Source organism: Polynucleobacter sp. IMCC 30228 (genome assembly GCF_021395205.1).
Taxonomy (GTDB): Bacteria; Pseudomonadota; Gammaproteobacteria; order Burkholderiales; family Burkholderiaceae; genus Polynucleobacter.
This window is the reverse complement of sequence record NZ_JAJVCS010000005.1, coordinates 14,887-35,841: the sequence shown is the minus strand read 5'-3', so window position 1 is coordinate 35,841 and position 20,955 is coordinate 14,887. Positions and strand designations below refer to the sequence as shown.

Here is a 20,955-nt window from a genome sequence, read left to right as displayed (position 1 = left end):
GACTACGCACCCAATATAGCAGTGGCAATCTGATCAACGGCTTTTTGTACAGCTTGGTTCGAATGTAGTTTAGGTTGCCAACCTAAACTGCGTAATTTTTCAATCGAGTAAGTAAATTTAGGTACATCTCCAACCCAGCCTTTATTACCCTGCCCATAGTTAATTTGCGCCTGTGAAGCAACCCGCGCTACGACTAATTCGGCAATTTCTTTAACGGTAATACCACCATCATCTGCGCCAATATTAAAATAATTGAGTGGGTCCTTAGCATGCTCTGTTATAAAAAACATCGCATCTAGCAGTTCTTCAACATGCAGATAACTTTTTTGTTGCGTGCCATCACCAAGGACGGCTAGTCTTTGCGAATTACTTTGTAATTTATGAATGAAATCGAGAATGACGCCGTGCGTAGCGGGTAAGCCAATTACATTAGGAAAGCGAAAAATAAATGCCTGGGGTAAATAATCTTCTACTGCGGCGCTAATGAGTGCTTCAGAAGCGAGCTTCATAGCCCCGTAATTAGAGATGGGGAAAAGTGGTCCCAAATCTTCGGTGAGTACTTGATTACCAAAATCGCCATATACGGCTGAGGATGATGCAAAAGCTAGGCTAGGGATTGACAATTGCTTCATCACTTCAAGCGTATTAAATGTCGTCAAAAAAGTATCGCGTAGATCCACGCCGGCATCAGCAATACCTGCCGGAATATCAGAGTTGGCGGCTAAGTGCCATACTACTTTGATCGGGTCTTTCGCATGATAGCTACCAATGCTACTTTTTAACGCGGAAAGATTGTTTAAATCTAATTCGGCAAAGGTAAAGCGAGCATCCGCTTGGTAAGCACGCAAATTATCTAAAGTGCCGCGACTCAAATTATCAATCGCCAGCACATTATTTCCCCGTGAAAGACATCGGGCTACTAAATTTGCGCCAATAAACCCTGCTGCACCAGTAATTAGGATGGACATTGAAAAATCGCGTCGCCTTTTCTCGTAAGCGCCTATTTTACCACTTCAGCAGCCTACTTTAAGGAGACCAAACTAAGCTTAATCATTGAATTTGCAAGCATTTTTAGAAAAAATTGGGCCTAACTAGGAGTGATGCCGATATAATTTGAGTCATGTTGATTCTTGAAGCCAAAACAAACCCGAAGAATTACTGGAAGGCTATTTGGCAGCGTCGTTCTTTGCTGTTTTATGTCACGCGCCGCGATTTAACGGTGCGCTACAAGCAGACCTTAGTTGGCATGAGCTGGGTTTTAATTCGCCCAATTCTAACCATGCTGATCTTTAGTCTACTTTTTGGCTCAATCGCTAAGCTCGATTCAAGTGGCTTGCCCTACGGCTTTGTGGTCTTTGCTGGCATTGTGCCGTGGTTTTTATTTGCTAATCTCTTTGGCGAAACTAGTAACTCGATCATTGCTAATGCCACCATGTTCACTAAAGTCAACTGTCCCCGGTTAATTTTCCCCATCAGCACCTTAGTTGTTGGTCTAGTCGATTTTTCTCTCGGATTTATTCTGCTGCTAGCAATGATGCTCTGGTATGGCATACCGATTCAATTGGAAATTATTTGCTTTCCTATTTTTATTTTATCTGCTGCGATGCTGGCAATTGGTCTTGGATTAATGGCGGCAACGCTCAATGCTCGGTTTCGAGATTTTCAACAACTCATTCCCTTTGTGTTGCAAATGGGTATCTATCTCTCACCCGTTGGCTACCTCAATCAATTAGTGCCAAAAAAATGGGAGCTGCTTTATGCCCTTAACCCCGTTGCTGGAATTATCAACGGCTTTCGCTGGAGCTTAACGCCCAATGTTATCGCGCCTTATTGGCCTGGTCTAATTTATTCGGTGGTGATTAGTATTGCGATGCTCTATTTAGGTATTAAATTTTTTCGCGCAGCCGAAGATAATTTTGCGGATACGATCTAATCTTGACAACTGCCATTCACATTGAAAATATTTCTAAGCGCTATGTCATTCAGCATGGCTCTGCAGCTGGCTCTCTAAAAGAGTTAGTAGAGCACTATCGACGCCTCATTACCCGTAGATTTATTCCGAACTTCAAGCGTGGGCAAAAAGATCCATATGAAGTGACAACAGAAGAATTTTGGGCTCTAAAAGACGTTTCGTTTGATATTCCTAAAGGCGATAAGCTTGGCATTTTAGGTCGTAATGGCGCTGGCAAATCGACTCTTTTAAAAATTATGAGCCAAATCACGAAGCCTACTGAAGGGCGAATTGTGATTTATGGCCGTATTTCTAGTTTGCTGGAAATGGGTACGGGCTTTCATAGCGAGCTTTCGGGGCGGGAAAATATTTTCCTCAACGGCGCACTTTTGGGGATGGGTCGCACTGAAATTACCCGGAAATTTGATGAGATCGTTGCATTTTCAGAAATCGAGCAATTTATTGACACCCCTTTTAAACGCTACTCTAGTGGTATGCAAGCGCGTTTGGGGTTTTCGGTTGCGGCCCACTTAGAGCCCGATATTCTCATTCTTGATGAAGTGCTTGCCGTAGGAGATGTGCAATTCCAAAAAAAATGTCTCATCAAAATGGAATCCATTAGCAATAGTGGTGCTACCGTGATTTTTGTAAACCACGGCATTGATGCTATTAAGCAATTTTGTAAACACGCCATTGTGCTCGAAAAAGGCAGGCTCATTTTAGATACGCATGACGTTGATGAGGCAATACGTTTATATTTAGGTGAAAGCGTGTAGCGCACCACTATCGAACTTAGGTTTCCAAATAAACTAACGGTTTTGTCAATGCATATTAGCTATTTTGAAGTAGTAATATCAACAGAGATTTTTTCTTAGACTTATTTGAAGAAATATTTCATCATAGGAATCAAGTACATTTTTTAGTAGACAGATTTTTGTCATTGAACTTGTTGATAAAAGATTACAAGAATTAAAAAACTTTATGATTCGCTATCCATTTCTGTTGCCAGCATTCTCTTCGCTTATAATGCTATGGTGTATTAGCTATTGGGTGCCTATTAATTTAAATGCCCCATCGATTTACTTTGGGGTAGATAATTTTCATGGGATTCAACCTCGAGCAATAATTGGAAGTTTTATCTATTTATTGCCTCTTGAAAAAAATAATGTTAATTTCATTGGTAACCTTATAAGATTGGTTTCTACCTTTGCTTGGTTATTTTTTATCCACTTACAACTAGGCCGATCTATTTTTAGCACCAAGCTAAAACATATTGAACTCAATAAGGCTATTCTTTATCTAGCGCTAGGATTTATTTTTGCCGCCTCATCAACTAGTTATTTATCTTTTAGCTCTTCAGGAATTATTGATGCCTTTCCCTCGTCAATCATTGCTCTGGTTGTAACTTCAGAATATTTAATTGGCAGCAAGAATCAATGGCCCTTTAAAGTGTTCATTATTAGTGGACTTCTCGTACTAGCGACATGGGCGCATGAAAAAACTCTTTATGACATTGCAATTTTATTTGTTTGGTTTTCCTATCGATGGGGATTAAAGCGGTCCTCTTTATATTTCTTGCCAGGATTATTTTTATCCCTAGCCTTGATAGTTCGCATGGCTCATAAAGTCACATCAGGAGAAACTCCTGCAGGATATCTGGCAATTCTTTCTTCTGGGGTTGAATTTTTTTGGATACATGCATTTAGTATCTCTGGCGCTGCCATCGGTGGTGGCGCTCTTTGGGGTATCTATTGGCTTGCTTCTTCGAAATTAATTCGTACTACAAAATCTTCATGGGACTATTGGACGGCTGTATTCAGTATTTTCCTGATGCTTGTGATTTGCTTTTTACCTTTACTGGTTGCATTAGATACTAGTCGTTTATGTGCGCTTATTTGGTTGCCGGCTTTATTAGTTTTAAAAGAGATTAATCCGACTGAATTATTTTCCTCCACGACTCGTAAGTGGGTTCTATTGGCTCTGTGTATTTTACAGGCCTTGATTCCGCCAATGTTGGTTTACCAGAAAGGAATTGCGCCATTTAATTGTTATGGCTTATGGCTGGGACAATTTTTACCCCCTCGATCCGAGGTTGATATACGGTCTTTGGGTCTATTTGTCCTATCTACCCATACGCGGCCAGACTACACGGATTTCTTTATTAATCAGTGCCCAAAAAAGTAGGGTTTTCGTTCTCTTCATGCCTTTATGGCGGCTAAAGGGTAACTAAATTATAGGTTTGCTATTTAAGTTGTTTTGCGGTATATCTCTCTAAACCAATCGATGTAGCGTTGAGCTTGTAACTCCAGAGTAAAGTGTTCGGTAACCCGTTTAACACTCGCCACCCCCAACTGGTCTCGTATTTTGGGATTAGCCAAAACATATTCCATCTTTTTACTTAAAGCTTCACTATCACCAGAAGCCACTAGATAGCCCGTGTGACCATCGATAATTTGCTCAGGGATACCTCCAACGGCTGTGGCAATAACTGGGGTAGCACAAGCCATCGCTTCTAAAATGCTATTCGGAAAGGTATCGGCTTTAGAGGCATGCACATACCAGTCTGCTGCTTGGTAATACTTTGCGACTATTTTTGGATCTGATACTTTCCCAAGATAACGAATGCGTACTGAATCTATTTGCTCATCTGGTACTTCTTCACCTAGGGCAAGGAGCAAAATATCTTGGCTTGTTCGCTTAGCTAGTAATGCAATGGCAAGGTGTAGGGTTTTGTAATCTTTAAAGGGATTACGACGAATGCCATTGGCAGTAAAAAGAAAAATGGCTTGACTATTTGGTAGACCTAATTCCAGCCGCACATCAGCTTGCGTTCGAGGATAAAAAATCTGCGTATCTATTCCATTCGGAATGACGCGCGCCTCTTTTATAGCCGGGGCCAAAATTGAGTCTTTCACTTGATTCATGAGCCACTGTGAAGGGGTAGCAATATAAAGGTGGCTACGTGCATAGATCCTTTTTTTGCGCTGCCAATTTAGCGCTGTAGAGTCACGCGACAAACCTGGGTAAATATGAATATCGGGGCAATTTCCGCAGCCCATTTGCCAGCGCGCGCAGCCTAGTGAATGCGCGCAATTGCCACTTAAAAGCCAAGCATCATGTAAAGTCAGTACCACTGGAACCTGCTGCGATAAATCTTCTAGTGCGCGTAAATCAAAATACCCCCCATGTAAATTGTGCATTTGCACAATATCGGGTGAAAATTGGGTAAGCTCAAGTAACTGTACTGAAGCGGGAAAATGAAACTCTTCCATCCCTAACCAGCGTGGTATCGCGTCGATCCCAATTGCTAAATCGCCAAGCCATTGGCGCATTCGCGCAATCCCGCGAATTTTGCCGTGTGCAGGCATGAGCCACTGCTGCAAACCCAAACAAAAGCGTGCCCACGGAGTTTTCCTTTCGCTTTTGGCTATTTGGATGACCGCAGGATTTTCGCCTCGCTTCTCGCCAACAGCCAATAAGGCGCTATGCTCAGTCTGATTAATCGCTTGCGTGAGGTTTATAGCAATCTGCTCCGCACCGCCGCCCAAATCATATGTATTAACTTGCAATACCTTCAAAGACTGCTTCATGGCAAAATTCGCTTTTTTAGCGACGCCCACAGTTGAATCAAAGAGCGGGTGCGCAAAATATAGATGAGACGCTGCAATTGCCAGGTTTGTTCCATATAAGTGTAGTACTGATAATCTAATTCAGACAGTTTTGCTTTTGCAAGACGAAGCACCTGAGGCTCATTAAAGCGCTGTGCAATTCGGTTGGCGGCTTCTTTTACACTTGCGCGAATGCGCACGTAGTTTGGTTTTGGGCTCACTCCCGCAAAGTACCAATGGCATAAAGCCCCAAAATCACGATCTTCTAAAGTGGGTTGTGACCGTCCGCATGCAAAGGCTAGATTTTCTGCAGAAAAAAGGCTAATACGCGACAAGATAAGTTGTGCTTTCTGATTATCAGGTAAGCGCAAAGCACTGGATTCGCTTTGGGGTGTCTCACGATAAATCAGCAAATACTCCGGCAAATTGGCGAGCTCAAATTGACGTGCTACCCGGGAAACAAATTCAAAGTCTTCCATTGGTATCCGACTTGACTCTGTAGCGTACATTCCAACGGTTTCTAGCAACTCCCGGCGAAACATACAGGAACTTAGAACAAAGGGTGAATCAAAGAGTAAAGCAAATGCGAGCATCCCCGGGCTCGTGGGATGATCATGCGTTCGTGAGGTAGAAGTATCGCCCATCCAAATTTGGGCCCGCGTGCCGACGTAAGCACATTGAGGATGGGCTTGGAGATGTTCAACCTGCTGCGCAAACCGAGTAGGTAAAGATATATCATCGTGGTCGTGGCGCGTAATATATTTGCCGCGCGCCATAGCTAGACCTCGATTAGAAGCTCTAGAAACCCCTTGATTCTCCTGCTTTACAATTCGCATACGGGTATCCCGATAGGACTCTAGTATTTGCCAGGTATTGTCAGTGGAGCCATCGTCGATCACGATAAGTTCAAAATTACTAAAGGTTTGCTGCAAGATCGAATCGATTGCCTTTTGCAAAAAAATCCCGCCATCTTTTACTGCCATCACTACCGAGAGTAAAGGCGTGGCACTCGCTTGCGACCCGACTACAAAATCAAGCATACCTGACCCCAACAGAAAACATATTTCATTTCAATTTGACTGCGGTGGTTTATTTTTGTAATACGCCAACCACTCGCGTATGCGCGTCCAAATACCGTGATGGGTCATGAGCCGTGCTTCTAAGCGTTGGCATTTTTGATGCGCTATTAAATAGAGCTCTTGATACATAGCTAGTGCTTCTGTTGGGCTAAGTCCTTGCAAAACCTTCGCCCCTGCAGTGCCACGACCTTGCATTTGCCGAATCTCTTGATGGGGTTTTTCTAAATGCAAAATATAGGGATTGCGATCCTTGGGTGGCGTGACTGCTGGCCAGGCAAACTCTGCTGATAGGGCAAAACAGGGATGCTGAGCTAAATAAGCATTTAAATACGACTCATCATGCCAAATGGGAATCTGACCCAAGAGTAAATCGGCTTCTACTTGCGCCTTGAGCGAGAAAATCAATTGCTCAAAGGCGTGGCGCTCACCCCCCCAAAAACAACCCTGAAAATAGTGCTTACGTAATGGCGGTGCTACATAGGTACTATCTTGGCGATCGAGCTCAAAGGGGCCTTGGGCATTTAGATAGCCCGGGTGTTTAACGGCAATTAATGGGTGCTCAAAAATCGTCTTGGGAATGGGACGAAGCACTTGCATATCCGCGTCCATATACAGTAAAAAATCATGCTGGGACAAGGCTTGCCACTGCTCTTCAATTAAGTGATAGCGCAGTAAAGTACTAAAAGGCCAAGCCTGATGCGTTACGGCAAAATGGACTACGCCTGCAATAGTAGCGGGTTGATCGGTAAAGCAATATACCGTCACAGTCTGGTGGTCTACATCAAAAAACTGCTCAATGCTACTAACGAGGGTTGGCATGAATTCTGGGTAATACTTACCCGTAGCAATCGTCACAATGCCCACAGAACGTTTTGGGGTAGTATCGGTCATGCGAGGAAATGCATCCTTTTCGTCAGGGTTTGCGATATTCTTGCCTTATTGTAGCTTTTCACCTTCATAGTCTATGTCAAGTCCACTGGTCAGCGTTTTACTTCCGGTTTATAACGGGGAGCGCTATCTGCAAGCGGCGATTCAGAGCATTTTGAACCAATCGTTTACCGATTTTGAATTAATTGTGATTAATGACGGCTCAAGCGATGGCACAGCTACGATTGTGGATTCGATCCAAGATGCGCGCGTGAAAGTGCTGCACCAAGCGAACGTGGGTCTACCGATTACACTAAACCGCGCCATTCGGCTTGCCCGCGGAACCTATTTAGCGCGTCAAGATTCAGATGATTTGTCGCTTCCTACGCGCCTTATTAAGCAAGTCCATTTTTTAGAGCAGCATCCCCAGTGTGGATTACTCGGTACTTGGGCGGATATTTTACTAGAGGATGCGCCAACCAACCGCGCACTTTGCCACCCCACTAGTAATGGCCAGATACAAATTCAGTTGCTATTTTCAAATTGCTTTGTACATAGCTCAGTCATGATTCGTAAATCCATTTTGGCAGTAAGTGGTTTATACCCGGAAGAACCCGAAAAGTTTCCGCCAGAAGATTATGATTTATGGCTTCGCATTGCCAAACACGCAAGTGTTGCTAATTTAGGTGAGGCTTTACTCCTTTACCGTGAAATGCCCACAAGCATTTCGAGAACCAAACTAGCAATTATGCAAAAACGGGCTGAAGGCATGTCACTAGAGGCTTTACAAACGCTGCTACCCAATGAAACTCCAACTGCTCCTACTGAGCGTCTGATTAAAGCTATGACTAATAGCATAAGTCCATTTAGTTATTCTGATTACCAATTCGGTTTACGTTTATTGCAATCCATCTACCACATCAAACTGCAGCAATTTCCAGATGATGGCGTTGATCTTGCGGCATGTGTACTAAGCAATCAAGGCCGCTTAAAAGATGCTTTTCTTAAGGCTTGGGTAAGGCGCTTTGCGCCTTTGTTACCCTTTGATTTGGTGGCCCTTTTAAAGCGGTTTAGGTAGATATGCGCGCGCAAATTGACGTTGTCATCCCCGCCTTCAATGCAGAAGCGTATCTCACGGAAACCTTGCAATCGGTAACTCAGCAAGGTGACGTCCTTGCGCAGATTATTGTGGTGAATGACGGGTCTACTGATCATACTGCGGCTTGCGTGAAGCAATTTGCCGGGGCTCACCCACAATTGAATATTGTGCTCGTAGAGCAAGCTAACCTCGGATTATCAGCTGCGCGTAATACCGGTATTCGTAAAAGTACCGCGCCCTATATTGCATTTCTTGATGCCGATGACCTTTGGCAAGCCCATAAATTAGACGCCCAACTACAGCTCTTTTTGTCTTCTGTCGACCCCAAACTGGGTGTTGTTTATACCGGCTATAGCCTCATTTCAGAGAGTTCCGCGCCTTTAAGTGCTAACACTAGACTTGTAGCACCTAAAGTGAGGGGTGATGTGTACCAGGCTTTACTACGGGGAAATTTTATTTCTGGTAGTGGTAGCAGCGTACTCATTAAGCGGGAGGTATTGGATGTAGTTGGCGGCTTTGATGAGAAATTACACGCATCTGAAGACTGGGATATGTGGCTACGCATAGCTAGGCAATTTCATTTTGATTTTGTTGATAAGCCCTTAGTTGCCATTCGAGTACACGCAAAAAATATGCAAAAAGATCGCCTGCGTATGTTAAGTGCTGAACTCATGATGCTCAATAAATTAACCCAAATGCAAGCCGATAATTACTTTCTGCTATGGAAAATTCGCACTATCTTAGTTGAGCAAAAAATCGCTGCTACACAAATTCCGGGATTTGATGAGTGTAATCCCCGCCTTCAGAAACAATTAACGGGCCCAACCATGCAACTCAGTAAAATATTGATCACGCCCTTGCAGTATTTAGCCAAAGCCTATTTGGCCTATCAAAAGCAGGTGCGCTAAGAAGACGCGCTAATCGGGATGATGATTGAGCGCAGCAAGGCGCGATTTGCGGGTAAAGCGCGCTCCCCATAATTTTGCTGGGATTTTTAGTAGCAACATCGCTAAATTGGTATAGATGCCATTGTCTTTACAGGCTTTAACAATCTCTTGATTTAGGACCCAATTGCGCTGCCAATTGGCCGTGCTAGCCCCGCCAACCCGCATCCGTACTATGGGTTTGGGTAAGTAAGCGTAACTGGCTTTTTGCGTAAATAAAATACGAATGAGCATTTCATAATCGGCGGCAATTTGATAATCGGTAGCAAATGGCCCAACTAGTGCATACAGCGTTTTTTTCACAAAAACGGTTGGGTGAGCGGGCATCCAGCCCCAGCGAAACCGACTAGGCTTAAAGTAGCTAGAGTCGTAATAGCGCACTGGTTTATCCGTTTTTATGGGATCAACCAAAATCAGGTCGGCAAATACCACATCGACTTGTTCTTTTTGCATAAGACCCATGAGCTTGCTGACTGACCGATCGCTCATATACACATCATCAGAGTTAAGAATACCGATCACTTCCCCGCTTGCCTTAGCAATGCCTTTATTCATGGCGTCATACATCCCAGTATCGGGCTCAGAAATCCATACAGCTATGCAGTCTTCATATCGCTGAATAATTTCTAGCGTCCCATCTGTTGAGCCGCCATCAATCACAATATATTCAATTTCTGGATAGCTTTGGCTTAATACCGATTGAATGGTTTTTTCAATCGTGCGCGCACTATTAAAAGCTACCGTAATAATCGACACCTTCATACTTGCGTATCCAGTACCTGCGCAATGGCTTTTTGCGCACTGAGCTTTTGGGTTTTCATTTGGCGCTTAACTAGGGCGACATACTGATCAGCTAAATTGCGATACCAATAGGCCTGTAAATAATGAAACTGCGCTCCTACGCGACCATCTAAAAAACCCGCAAGTATAAAGTAGCGTAGAAAAAAATACGCCATCGCCCTTGCCCCACCAGGTAATTTGGCATAAACCGACTCCTTAATGCGCCGCTTAAAACTAATTTGAGTTTGCATAGCAAGATGATTTTCCCCACTAATTGTCGGATTAAATTGCAATTCTAAATTGAGTAAATCAATCGCCTCGCGTTTGGCATAGTTGCGGTGTTTTTCTTTCCACCAGGATAAGGAATGCAAGTTGTGATCAATGATGGCGCCATTCAGATGCACTATTGGGCCACGCACGCTAATATGCTCATCCATCCAGCGGCTCTCAGACTGGCCATGTCCATAGCGAAATAAACGTAATACGACATTGGCACCAACGCCGCCAAAGCGAATCAACTTGTCCTGAAATATCATTTTTCGGTAGCACGTAATGCCATTCACCTCATTGCCAAGTGTTGGCAAAATAGCCTGAATTTGTGCGATGAGTTCTGGAGTGAGAATTTCATCGGCGTCTATGCGCATCACCCACTGGGTATCTTTGGGTAGTTGCGCTAAGGCCCAGTTGACTTGCGTGGAATGGTTGTTTTCCCAGGCCCGCTGTAAAAGTGTCGCGCCAGCCTCACGGGCAATTTCGCAGGTCTTATCGCTTGAATACGAATCTACCACCACCATATTCGGCGTTAAAGCCTGCACGCTCTCTAAACAGCGCTTTAAGTGCAGCTCTTCGTTATAGGTCAAAATTAAAGCGGTAATGGACATGCTAATAACTCACCTTTTTAAAGCCCACTGCAAATACACCGATTTAAGCAAAAAAACTGCATGGGCCCAAATTTTAGGATAGCCATTTTGAATTAACGCCATCCGGTATTCCGCTAAGACTCGGGGTAATTGCGCGTCGGTACCATAAGGTTCATTTTCAATCAAGATCGTCTGATCGCGCCTCATCCGCAATGCTTGACCTATCACGCTACCAAGGCGGCTAATACGCAAGTAATGTTCAAAGTCAGCTGCTAAACGGTAATTTTCATCAAATCGCTGCGCAAGTAAAAGGGTTTTTTTATAAATAATCGCCTGGTGAGAGGTGGGCATCGACCAAAATCGCCAGGCTTGCGGTCTAGGTAGGCGAGTTTTGCCACGCACCGTAAAACCAAATAAGTGAATATCCATCTTGGGATCTAAAGACAAAGAAGCGATGGATTTTAGGCTAGATGAAAAAACATCACCACTATTTAAAAATAGGAGATCTTCCCCACTTGCGTGCAAAATCCCCTTATTCATCGCGTTATAGATTCCGGTATCAGGCTCGGAAATGAAGACATCGCCAGTAGTCATAAACGCCCTTGCGAGTCCATCTACTCCATCACTTGAGTCGCCATCAATACACACCCACTGAAAATCACGACTTTCTAGCGTTTTCAGTGAAGCAATAGTTTTTGCTAAACCTACCCGATTATTTTTATTGATCGTAATTATGCTGAGCATGGGTTTCTTAAGCAAGGGTTGGTGGACGATGGGTGTATTGCAAATAAGCAAAGACCGAAAGTAGTAAACCCCAGAAAGCTAAGCCATTAGAAAAACCCCCAACCGAAGTCGCAACACAGGTTATGGGCGTGAGAATGAGGATCGCTAATCGCCAACCAGTTTCTTTTTTAATTATAAGAAAAAACAATACGGGGATAAGCAAGGTAACGTAAATGCCAAATTGAAATAAGGCACGCGTATAAAAAGCCTGCAGCATGAGGGGATCACAATTATGACTATTGCCTGTAAACCATTCAGCAAAATCAGGTAAGCGACTACAAATATAGCCTGGCACTTTCTCATAGATGCCAAAGCCAAAGGGTTTAGCTAGAATTTCAGTCCAACTAAAATCGTAATGCGTAAGGATGGCCTGAAGTGACTGCACACGGTCGATGGTGCTTACCGGCGCATTAATATTCCGACCTTTGCCAATATAAGCAGCTGCTAATAATGCCAATAGAGTCGCAATTAATTTTTGTCGCCAACTTACTGTGAAAAAATAAAAGAGACAAACTGCTGCAAATGAAAGGAGCCCAGAACGACTTCCCGATAATGCGATTACCGCGGCAAGCAGGATAAAATCAAACCACTTTCTTTCTTTGACGATAAAGAAAAGTACAATAAAGCAGTTCAAATACAGGGTTATCTCAAAATTATTCTCGAAAATGAAATAGGGGCGAATCATCATTAGCTGCCCTAAATTCGCATTTTCTTTGAGGTAAACCAAAAAGAGATCCCACAATAAAATCAGCGGATAAAGATATAAAAATAAGCGCATCCATTTGGCAAAATTGACGCGAGGCGCGTTTGCTGAATATAAACTTAAAATACAAATGTAGATAAAAGGTTTTAAAACAACAATAAAATTATTTTGGTATTGGGTATCGGGCGGAATCGGTGATAAAAAATAATAGCCCAAAAAAAGCATTAAACTAACCCAAAAAACCGAAGATACTTCTTGATTTAAATCACGAAATTGATAAACTAAGTAAAGTAATAGCACTAAGTCTGGTAGAAAAAAAACTGGCGGATGATAGAAAAAAATACCCGTGTGAATTGCCAAACAAAGTAGCAAAATACCAAAAAAAGAAAGTGGCCGATAAAAAAAATTAGGCACGGTATTTATTTCGTAAGCTAACCCCAAAAATAGCCAATAAAAATCCTGCAATTAGCGCCGCTAAGATTGTTTTTTGGGGATTGGGATAGATATAACTATCGCTTAAAGTAATGTCTCCAATGACTACCGCCTTTTCCAGCTGCTTTATCTGAGGTGCATTTTTTCTCGACCGGCTGTCATAAATACCATCTAAATCTTGAATGATTAAATCCCTAAATAGGATGGCGCAGTGCAACACCCTTTGCCGGCCTTCGAGTCTTAAGGAAAAATGAATAATGTCACCACTACCCATGAGGGACATCTGTAGTGTCTGAATTAATTGCTTGCGGCTTGCATTAGATACATCGCCCATACATGTCTGAATCAGTGCATTGGGATGACCCATTGGATTTTGAATGCCGCGCAAAAAGTCTAGGCCAGAAATTAATAAAACCCACTGATTTTTCAGGCTTTGGGCTTTAGATTCATCTTTTGAGGTATCACTGGTACTACTGATTTCCATTTTGGGAAGTCTGACCGCAAAATTGGCCTCATAGATGTGGGGCGTAAAGTATAAAAACGTGCCTGCAGCTAATAAACTCATGCATTCAAGCGCCAAAAGTAATTTAAAATTTTGACGAAACCAAGTGCTTACGATGGCGTAGCTGATATACATAGTCAATTTAATCCATATTCCACTCAGAATTTTTAATGATTTTACTTCTAAACCCAAATGAGGTGGTGTTTTGAGGCTAGAGTGTTACAGTTGCTTATCATTTCATTAATTCTTTTGGGTTGAACTGTATTAATTAGCCGCTTCCTTATGTCTGCCATCATTTTCTCTTTCTTTATTTCATTTTTACTTTGCTTGGTATTAATTCGTTATCAGCATCTGCATGCGAAATTTACTGGCGATGGTGATTTGACGGGGATTCAAAAGTTTCATACCAGCATAGTGCCGCGCATTGGTGGTCTACCCATTTTTTTTGGCCTAGCCGGCGCTTTATTGATTCGTTGGCCAAGTAATGCGCAAGTCGGTACTTTTGCTAGCTTATTATTGGTCGCTGCTCTACCCTGCTTTTTAATGGGTTTGGCAGAAGACATTACCAAGAAAATTCGAGCGCGCGAGCGCTTATTAGCGACGATGGTTTCAGCTGCCATAGCAAGCCAGCTTTTAGATGCTTGGCTTACTAATGTGCAAATCTTTGGCGTTGATTGGATCTTAGCCATACCACTTATTTCCATGATCTTTACTTGCTTTTGTATTGCAGGTGTAGCTCATTCATTTAACCTGATTGATGGCTATCATGGACTTTCAAGCGCGGTTGCAACAATCATTTTAATTGCGCTTGCCTATGTCGCTTTTCAAGTAAGAGATTACCCAATTATGATTTGCTGCTTTGCGGGCATTGGGGCTATTGCAGGGTTTTTATTTTGGAATTACCCCAAGGGCTTAATTTTCTTAGGTGATGGTGGTGCCTATTTAATTGGCTTTTGGATCGCCGAACTATCACTCTTATTGGTTTTGCGAAATCCGATTGTGTCGAAATGGTTTCCGCTGCTCTTATGTTTTTATCCTATTTTTGAAACCCTCTTTACTATCTACCGTCGTCTATTTTTAAAACGCATCAGTCCTGGCATTCCGGATGCAGCGCATCTGCATCAAATTATTTATAAACGAGCTGTTCGCTGGGCTGTTGGCACAAGCGAGGGTGAACTCAAAACCCAGCGCAATGCCATTACTGCACCCTATTTATGGCTCTTATCGAGCTTAGCCGTCGTTCCTGCAGTACTCTTTTGGAATAATCACATTGCTCTCAAATTATTTAGCGGGCTATTTGCGCTGACGTATATTTGGCTTTACTGGTCGATCGTGCGCTTTAAAACACCCAAATGGCTCATTATTAATAAACAATAAGTTACCAAAATATAGGGGGCTTCATTTGAACTCCCAGACGACGACTATCGGCGCTAATGCCTAGATTTCTTGGTGTATAGCAACTCGATAATTCTAAACGCGCAGAAATAACATTGGGAGAGTTGACATAGGCTTCAGGTAGCAATAGATTAAATTTACTAGCTTCATTCACAGTCCACTGTATAGTCTGGCTAGCGATGGGTACTTTCCCTTTACCTGCTTCCCAGGATAAGAGTTCTAGCTTGGCGCGCAATGGTTTATGCGAAAAGATCGGGCGATTTGGGGTTAAGTCAAGCGTAATGCCCTTTGCACCCCGAGGAATTAGCTCTTCCCATGCGCCTGAAGTCCAGCCATCGTCGCTCAGGAGTTTTGCTGTTTTATAGCAATCATTTCCTGCATAAAATGGCAAACGATAAAACGAAGAAATAATCTCTGCGCCTGTCCCCAATATGAGTAAACCAATCAGGCCATACCCATACCAGGGCATATTCTTGGCCGTACTAGAGTGCATTTCTGCTGGGCTATAGTTACTTTGGTCCCTTTGGTTTCTTTGGGGCCAGCTATACATCAGACCCAAAAGGGCTGCGCCGAGCAATAAATTTTCTCTGACTAAAAACGCATGGGCAAAAAGATTACCTAAAAATAGGCCCATTAAGCCAATCACCGCAGGATATAGCTGCTGACGATGAAGCACCTTAAACCAAGGATATAAAAATGCCAGTAAAAAAACGGCGCAGCCAATGAGGCCTGTTTCGGTTAAGGTTTGCAAGAAATAATTATGGGCATTTTCACCGCCATAGTGCTCCAAAAAATAGGAGCGGCTAAAACTCGGATTTGATGACAATCGATAAAACTCACCTTGGCCAATTCCCAATAAGGGATAGGAAAAGAACATTCGTAGCGCTGCTGCCCAAATTTCAATTCTTGAACCTAATAAGCCGCTCCAAGCACTCAGACTTGTTAAATCCAGTTTTTTGATTTGCTCAACCAGCGGGCCAAACCACCCTAGGTTACTTAGAGCTTCTGTATTAAAGAACAGAAAGATGCAGCTTATTCCCACGCATACACAGAGCACAAAGAAATTAGTCCAAATCAAAAAACTTTTTTTATTGGCTTGTTTTTTTGTTTGTTCTTTGGTTTGCTGTTTTGATAATGATTTCTCTTGCCATAGTTGATAGCTAAATATAATCCAGCCGATACACAAAGCGCTTAGTCCAAAAAAAAGTGAGGCACGCGATTTGCTGGCAATTAAGCCAATAAGGGATAACACAATAATGGCTAGAACTACTTTGCGCTCGCTAGATTGGCGCGTGCGCTGACAAAGCCAGTAGTAGCCCCATAAACCGACTACCCCCAGCAACATATGGGCAGCAAAGGCATGTAAATCAGGTTGTAAGCCAATAGCGGCATAACCAAATGCATCTTTGCGAAAATCTAGGGTGGACTCTACTAAACCAAACCCGGTAAAGCTTTGGATAAGACCTACGATACTTGCGAACACTAAGCCGAATAAGAGGGGTCGAAATATCACGGCATTGCGAACTTTCTCGGGCAAGGCTTGTAAGTTCCACACCACTAAGGCGACCATTGCACTTGCTATTGAGTAAGCAATCCAATCGCGCATGGGTAAAAAATCAGCTTGCCAATCAAGCGGGCGAAAATGAATCAGATTAAAAATAAAGCCGTGGATAGAAACAGCGCTAGCTGATAGATGTAGATTGCGAAAAATACTTAAGAGTACAGAAGCCGTAATGAGTAAGGAGACTAAACCCACAGGCCAAGGCATCACTGCCATTGGTATTTTTTTGAATCCTCTAGTCAAGATTATTTGCGCAATAGTACCTAAAAATAGGCCTGCAACTAAATCTAAACCAACATTTAAGACGGGTAAAAATTGAATTCCCGTTAAAGCACTGAGCTGTGTATGAAGGCCTGCTGATAAGGGTATTAAAGCAATGACGCCCATTAAGCCCCACGGTTTAGGTAGGAGCGCAAATAATAAGCCGCACAGAAAAAGATAGGTACTTGTGACTGGAAAAGCAGCACCCCAGTGGACCCAATCATTCACTAATACCGCCAGCGATCCGAGCAGCGCTGCGCCCAAACCAAAACTCGAAAGAATGGATAAATATCGACGCCTTACTAAATCAACTGAAAACTGCATTAGAACCTAGAAAATTGCATAGTTAAACCCATCTCAAGGTGGTAATAATGGTGCTGAATACTAAAACAAGTATTTTAAGTGTTTGGTGGGAAAATAGTAACGATATTATTTTATCTTTGGAATATAGGAAAAGTTGTGATGACTTTGATGGCTCGGCATAGAAATGAAATTGCCAAATTAGTGAGTGCGATATTTGCAGGTATCTTACTTTACCTCTTCTCCCTATGGGTACCGTTTGTGGATGGATTTTATGATGAATGGCAAAAAGGAGATTTGTTAGTCGAAATTCGACCGCGCGCCCTTTTGGGAACGGTTGCAAATATATTTAATTTTGGCAGCTCTGGCTTTGGAATTTTAAAGTTAGTCTCGCTTTGGGGCTGGCTTACATTAATCATCTGGCAAATTTTCACAGCATTAACGCTTCCAACCAAGAAAATTAATCTCTACACCACATTTGTCTTGATTTATTTAAGTTTTATATTTGCCTTTAGCACAGTTGCACAGATGACCTTTGGGCCAAGGATGTTTATAGACTCTGTGCCGTATTTTTTAGTTATGATTGCCTATTTATTTTTCGTAAAAAAAGAAGGAGGGTTAGTTTGGCGCCCCATCATTTGCACCCTTTTACTATTAACTGCCATTGCGATACATGAAAAAACCATTTTTGATGTCTCCATACTTTCAGCATACCTTTTATACAAAAAGGGAGTGACTAGAGCACTAATTCTGATCGGCCCAACTTATATTTTTAGTTTTATATTTTTACTTCTTATAAAAGATAGGGCCCTAGCAGGTGAGTCGCCAGAAACGTATTTCAATATCCTCAAAAAAGGATTTGATTTTTTTGTAGACTATTCTTTTGATTTGCCTACTCTGTTAATAGGAGGCGGGGCTCTTTGGGTTTTGTATGGAATACTGTGTGGCTTTTTTATTCAAACAAGTCCGAATCGCAGAGAAAAGAGATATAGGGTAGTTTTAATAATAGTGATGTTGCTTGGTTGTTTTGCACCCCTGCTAGTTGCTTGGGATACAAATCGACTAGTGGGTTTAATTTGGTTACCAACTATAGTTCTTATAGTTGAAACAGGTGGCCTAATCTTCATTAAGCCCAATAAGATTCAATTTATTACGCTATTTCTCCTATGCTTTTTGCAATTAGCTGTACCTCCAATATTGCGCTATCCTAACATGATAGTTGCTTACAATTCATATGCAAAGTATATATACGGAGAGAAGGCAGTCATAATGATGCCACCAATACATAAAGGTGATTTTTTGTACTTTAAAGATCAATCTAATGGCAGTGCCTACTTAAGAAATGGTTGGAATGGCCCAGAATCATGGGGTGTTTGGAGCCGAGAAAAGGACTCAACCATCATTATTGATGCAATTCGAGACCCATCAATAACATATTTAGTTATTGATTTTCAGGCGATGGCATCCGATAAACTGCCGCAGTTTTTAACAGTATTTATAAATAATCAATTAGTTAGTGAGTCCACTATTACAAAAATGAATGGCAATATGATTAAATTAATGATCCCCAAAAAGACCGAGGGGGAGATGTATTTGCGATTTAATTTATCTAATCCGACCACACCAATTGCGCTGGGGATATCAGCTGATGATGGCCGTATGTTAGGAATTGGATTGGTATCAATCCAATTTGAGTAAAATTATTTTTTCAGTTAAATAACTATCTTGATTAATATTAAATGGGGGCTAAGCCTCACTTGAAATCTCAAAAAATTCTCCTTACCGGTGCTAATGGCTTTACCGGGCGCTGGTTTGCCGCAATGGCGAAAGAGACTGGGCAAGAAATTGTCGCCTTAAACGTGGATTTGATGGACGCTGCTTTAGAGACTGAAATACTTAAATACAATCCAGACGCAGTAGTTCATCTTGCTGGCATTAGTTTTGTAGCCTCAAAAGATCAAGAGGCTTTTTATCGTGTTCACGCGCTTGGCACTAGCCGCTTACTTGAAGCGCTAAGTAAATTACCCCAGCCGCCTAAAAAAGTGCTTCTAGCCAGTAGTGCTACTGTATATGGCAATATTGGCCCTGCCCAATCTTTAGAAAATCAAGCGCTCTCGCCCATTGACCACTACGCGACTAGTAAAGTTGCGATGGAGGAAATGGCAAAAACTTTTTTTCATCAATTGCCAATTGTGATTGTGCGTCCCTTTAATTACACGGGCCCCGGACAAAAACCGAATTTTCTCATTCCCAAATTAATTGCCCACTTTGCAGAAAAAAAAGCCACTATTGAGTTGGGCAATCTAAATATTGAACGCGAATTTAATTCTGTCAAAATGATCTGTGCAGCGTATTTTGGGTTACTGCAATTTGGCGAGCCTGGCGAAATTTATAATGTTTCTTCAGGTCAGGCGCATTCACTACAATTTGTTATAGATAGTCTCATTAAGCTTACTGGGCATACACCAAAAATTCGGGTTAATCCCAATTTTGTGAGGGCTAGTGAAGTGCGCCGCATGTGTGGTGACCCGCAAAAACTAAATTCTCTTTTGCAAGCGCATGGTGTTTTACTGCCTACTATTTCGCTTGAATCGACCTTTCAAGAGATGCTCTTAGATGCAAAAAAATAATCCTCTACTAAGCGTAAATCTACGAACCTTTTTGGTGAGGTTTTTAGTGAAAGTCTGGGCTTGAAACTGGCTTTTGGTACCACCCTTTTAGAGCGGGGCTTGCAGGCTAATGGAATTGATGGGATTGGCCAATATTGTCAAGAGCTGCTCTATCAATTTGGAAAAAATCCTCAAGCGGTAACTGCGCTGCCTTATACCTTTGGTCTTGAAGCAAGTAACCCGAATGCTCATACCCATCGTTTCCCAAGCTATGGGCGCTATGCAATCGCAAGCCAATTAAAAACTAATCAAGCCAGTTGGTTTGACTCTGTAGATCTAGTGCATGCTACGGACCAACTCATGCCACTATGTCAAAAACCCGTAATTGCGACTGTAATGGATGTGATTCCACTAAGCCATCCTCAATTCATTAAATCCCCTTCGCGCTTTTTAAAAGCCAATCTTTGGAAATATTTAACTCGACGCGCTGCCCGCATCATTACTATTTCAGAATTTTCAAAAACCCAAATTGCCCACTATTTTGACTATCCTACTACGCGGATTGATGTAATACCGCTGGGGGTCAATGCGCAGTATTTCGAACGCCTTAGTGAGCAGATGAAAAATGACGTATTAAGCCGTCTTGGGATTAATACGTCATTTTTTATTTTCATTGGCTCAATACAGCCTAGAAAAAATCTCCAGCGCCTACTTTTAGCGCACGCCAAATTACCGCGCGATCTTGCAAGGCAATTTCCACTTGTGATTGCAGGAAAAGTGGCTTGGGATGATGGTGACATTCTCAGTTCCATTGAACGTGGGGTTGCAGAAAAGCGCTGTATTTATTTGAATTATGTAAGCGATCTTGAAAAGCGCTGCTTACTGCAAAGTGCTTTAGCCATGCCCTTTGTTAGCCTGTATGAAGGTTTTGGATTGCCGATTCTAGAGGCTTTTGCTTCTCAATTACCAGTCCTTACCTCGAATTGCTCGGCTATGCCAGAAGTGGCACAATCCGCCGCTCTTTTGGTCGACCCAATACAGGAATCTGCGATTACTGAAGCGTTGCTAGAACTGATTGACAATCGCAATCGTTACGAAGAATTACAAGCTGCTGGCTTAGCGAGAGCTCGTGAATATTCTTGGGAGAACACCTTTACGCAAACACTAGCAAGCTATCAAAAGATGATATAAATTTTAAAGCTGAAGTATTCAGACTCTATT

19 protein-coding genes are annotated in these 20,955 nt (G+C 42.4%); 9 read left to right on the top strand and 10 right to left on the bottom strand.

Annotated features, from left to right (window positions below; translation table 11 throughout):
• Positions 1 to 2 precede the first annotated feature (2 nt).
• Positions 3 to 968, bottom strand: coding sequence for an NAD-dependent epimerase/dehydratase family protein (locus tag LZT21_RS09490; protein ID WP_233990434.1), 966 nt, complete (start codon positions 966 to 968; stop codon positions 3 to 5).
• A 152-nt stretch (positions 969 to 1,120) separates the two neighbouring features.
• Here LZT21_RS09490 and LZT21_RS09485 point away from each other — a divergent pair, with 152 nt between their 5' ends.
• The 3 genes from LZT21_RS09485 to LZT21_RS09475 all read left to right on the top strand — a co-directional run bounded on the left by LZT21_RS09485 (position 1,121) and on the right by LZT21_RS09475 (position 4,135).
• Positions 1,121 to 1,933, top strand: a complete 813-nt coding sequence (locus tag LZT21_RS09485; protein ID WP_233990432.1) for an ABC transporter permease — start codon at positions 1,121 to 1,123, stop codon at positions 1,931 to 1,933.
• Between the two features lie 2 nt (positions 1,934 to 1,935).
• Positions 1,936 to 2,727 (top strand): ABC transporter ATP-binding protein, encoded by a 792-nt coding sequence (locus tag LZT21_RS09480; protein WP_233990431.1) that lies wholly within the window; start codon positions 1,936 to 1,938, stop codon positions 2,725 to 2,727.
• A gap of 274 nt (positions 2,728 to 3,001) precedes the next feature.
• Positions 3,002 to 4,135 carry a hypothetical protein gene (locus tag LZT21_RS09475; protein WP_233990429.1) on the top strand — a complete coding sequence of 378 codons (1,134 nt, stop codon included), beginning with the start codon at positions 3,002 to 3,004 and terminating at the stop codon, positions 4,133 to 4,135.
• 62 nt (positions 4,136 to 4,197) lie between these two features.
• Here LZT21_RS09475 and LZT21_RS09470 read toward each other — a convergent pair whose 3' ends face one another.
• From LZT21_RS09470 to LZT21_RS09460, 3 genes are read right to left on the bottom strand one after another with little or no spacing between them, the layout of a single operon-like run.
• Entirely contained in the window at positions 4,198 to 5,541 is a 1,344-nt protein-coding gene (locus LZT21_RS09470) for a glycosyltransferase (RefSeq protein ID WP_233990427.1), read from the bottom strand.
• Positions 5,538 to 6,599, bottom strand: coding sequence for a glycosyltransferase family A protein (locus LZT21_RS09465; RefSeq protein WP_233990425.1), 1,062 nt, complete (start codon positions 6,597 to 6,599; stop codon positions 5,538 to 5,540). The genes LZT21_RS09470 and LZT21_RS09465 overlap by 4 nt, the downstream gene beginning before the upstream one ends.
• 30 nt (positions 6,600 to 6,629) lie before the next feature.
• A complete protein-coding gene (locus LZT21_RS09460; RefSeq protein WP_233990423.1) occupies positions 6,630 to 7,529 on the bottom strand; it encodes a hypothetical protein in 900 nt (299 codons plus the stop codon).
• Positions 7,530 to 7,602: 73 nt separating this feature from the next.
• Between LZT21_RS09460 and LZT21_RS09455 the strand changes: the two genes are divergently transcribed.
• Both LZT21_RS09455 and LZT21_RS09450 read left to right on the top strand, forming a co-directional pair.
• Entirely contained in the window at positions 7,603 to 8,583 is a 981-nt protein-coding gene (locus LZT21_RS09455; protein WP_233990421.1) for a glycosyltransferase family A protein, read from the top strand.
• A gap of 2 nt (positions 8,584 to 8,585) precedes the next feature.
• On the top strand, positions 8,586 to 9,512 hold the full coding sequence (locus LZT21_RS09450) for a glycosyltransferase family A protein (RefSeq protein ID WP_233990420.1): 927 nt from the start codon (positions 8,586 to 8,588) through the stop codon (positions 9,510 to 9,512).
• Positions 9,513 to 9,521: 9 nt separating this feature from the next.
• Here LZT21_RS09450 and LZT21_RS09445 read toward each other — a convergent pair whose 3' ends face one another.
• Genes LZT21_RS09445 through LZT21_RS09425 form a run of 5 tightly spaced genes read right to left on the bottom strand, consistent with a single transcriptional unit; the run spans position 9,522 to position 13,749 of the window.
• A complete protein-coding gene (locus LZT21_RS09445; protein WP_233990418.1) occupies positions 9,522 to 10,310 on the bottom strand; it encodes a glycosyltransferase family 2 protein in 789 nt (262 codons plus the stop codon).
• Positions 10,307 to 11,209, bottom strand: coding sequence for a glycosyltransferase family 2 protein (locus tag LZT21_RS09440; RefSeq protein WP_233990416.1), 903 nt, complete (start codon positions 11,207 to 11,209; stop codon positions 10,307 to 10,309). The genes LZT21_RS09445 and LZT21_RS09440 overlap by 4 nt, the downstream gene beginning before the upstream one ends.
• Before the next feature lie 9 nt (positions 11,210 to 11,218).
• Positions 11,219 to 11,932, bottom strand: coding sequence for a glycosyltransferase (locus LZT21_RS09435; protein ID WP_233990414.1), 714 nt, complete (start codon positions 11,930 to 11,932; stop codon positions 11,219 to 11,221).
• A gap of 7 nt (positions 11,933 to 11,939) precedes the next feature.
• Positions 11,940 to 13,088, bottom strand: a complete 1,149-nt coding sequence (locus LZT21_RS09430; RefSeq protein ID WP_233990412.1) for a hypothetical protein — start codon at positions 13,086 to 13,088, stop codon at positions 11,940 to 11,942.
• Complete coding sequence (locus LZT21_RS09425) at positions 13,081 to 13,749, bottom strand: hypothetical protein (RefSeq protein ID WP_233990410.1); 669 nt, start codon at positions 13,747 to 13,749, stop codon at positions 13,081 to 13,083. Before LZT21_RS09425 ends, LZT21_RS09430 begins: the two co-directional genes overlap by 8 nt.
• Positions 13,750 to 13,890: 141 nt before the next feature.
• Here LZT21_RS09425 and LZT21_RS09420 point away from each other — a divergent pair, with 141 nt between their 5' ends.
• A complete protein-coding gene (locus tag LZT21_RS09420; RefSeq protein WP_233990408.1) occupies positions 13,891 to 14,985 on the top strand; it encodes a glycosyltransferase in 1,095 nt (364 codons plus the stop codon).
• Between the two features lies 1 nt (position 14,986).
• Here the strand turns inward: LZT21_RS09420 and LZT21_RS09415 are convergent, their stop codons facing one another.
• Entirely contained in the window at positions 14,987 to 17,149 is a 2,163-nt protein-coding gene (locus LZT21_RS09415; RefSeq protein ID WP_233990406.1) for an O-antigen ligase, read from the bottom strand.
• 135 nt (positions 17,150 to 17,284) lie between these two features.
• Between LZT21_RS09415 and LZT21_RS09410 the strand changes: the two genes are divergently transcribed.
• The 3 genes from LZT21_RS09410 to LZT21_RS09400 are packed head-to-tail and all read left to right on the top strand — an operon-like array spanning position 17,285 to position 20,925.
• Positions 17,285 to 18,823, top strand: a complete 1,539-nt coding sequence (locus tag LZT21_RS09410) for a hypothetical protein (RefSeq protein ID WP_233990404.1) — start codon at positions 17,285 to 17,287, stop codon at positions 18,821 to 18,823.
• Between the two features lie 59 nt (positions 18,824 to 18,882).
• Positions 18,883 to 19,755, top strand: a complete 873-nt coding sequence (locus tag LZT21_RS09405; protein WP_233990402.1) for an NAD(P)-dependent oxidoreductase — start codon at positions 18,883 to 18,885, stop codon at positions 19,753 to 19,755.
• Between the two features lie 60 nt (positions 19,756 to 19,815).
• Positions 19,816 to 20,925: a glycosyltransferase family 1 protein gene (locus LZT21_RS09400; RefSeq protein WP_233990400.1), complete on the top strand. Its 1,110-nt coding sequence runs from the start codon at positions 19,816 to 19,818 to the stop codon at positions 20,923 to 20,925.
• Positions 20,926 to 20,955: the final 30 nt, after the last annotated feature.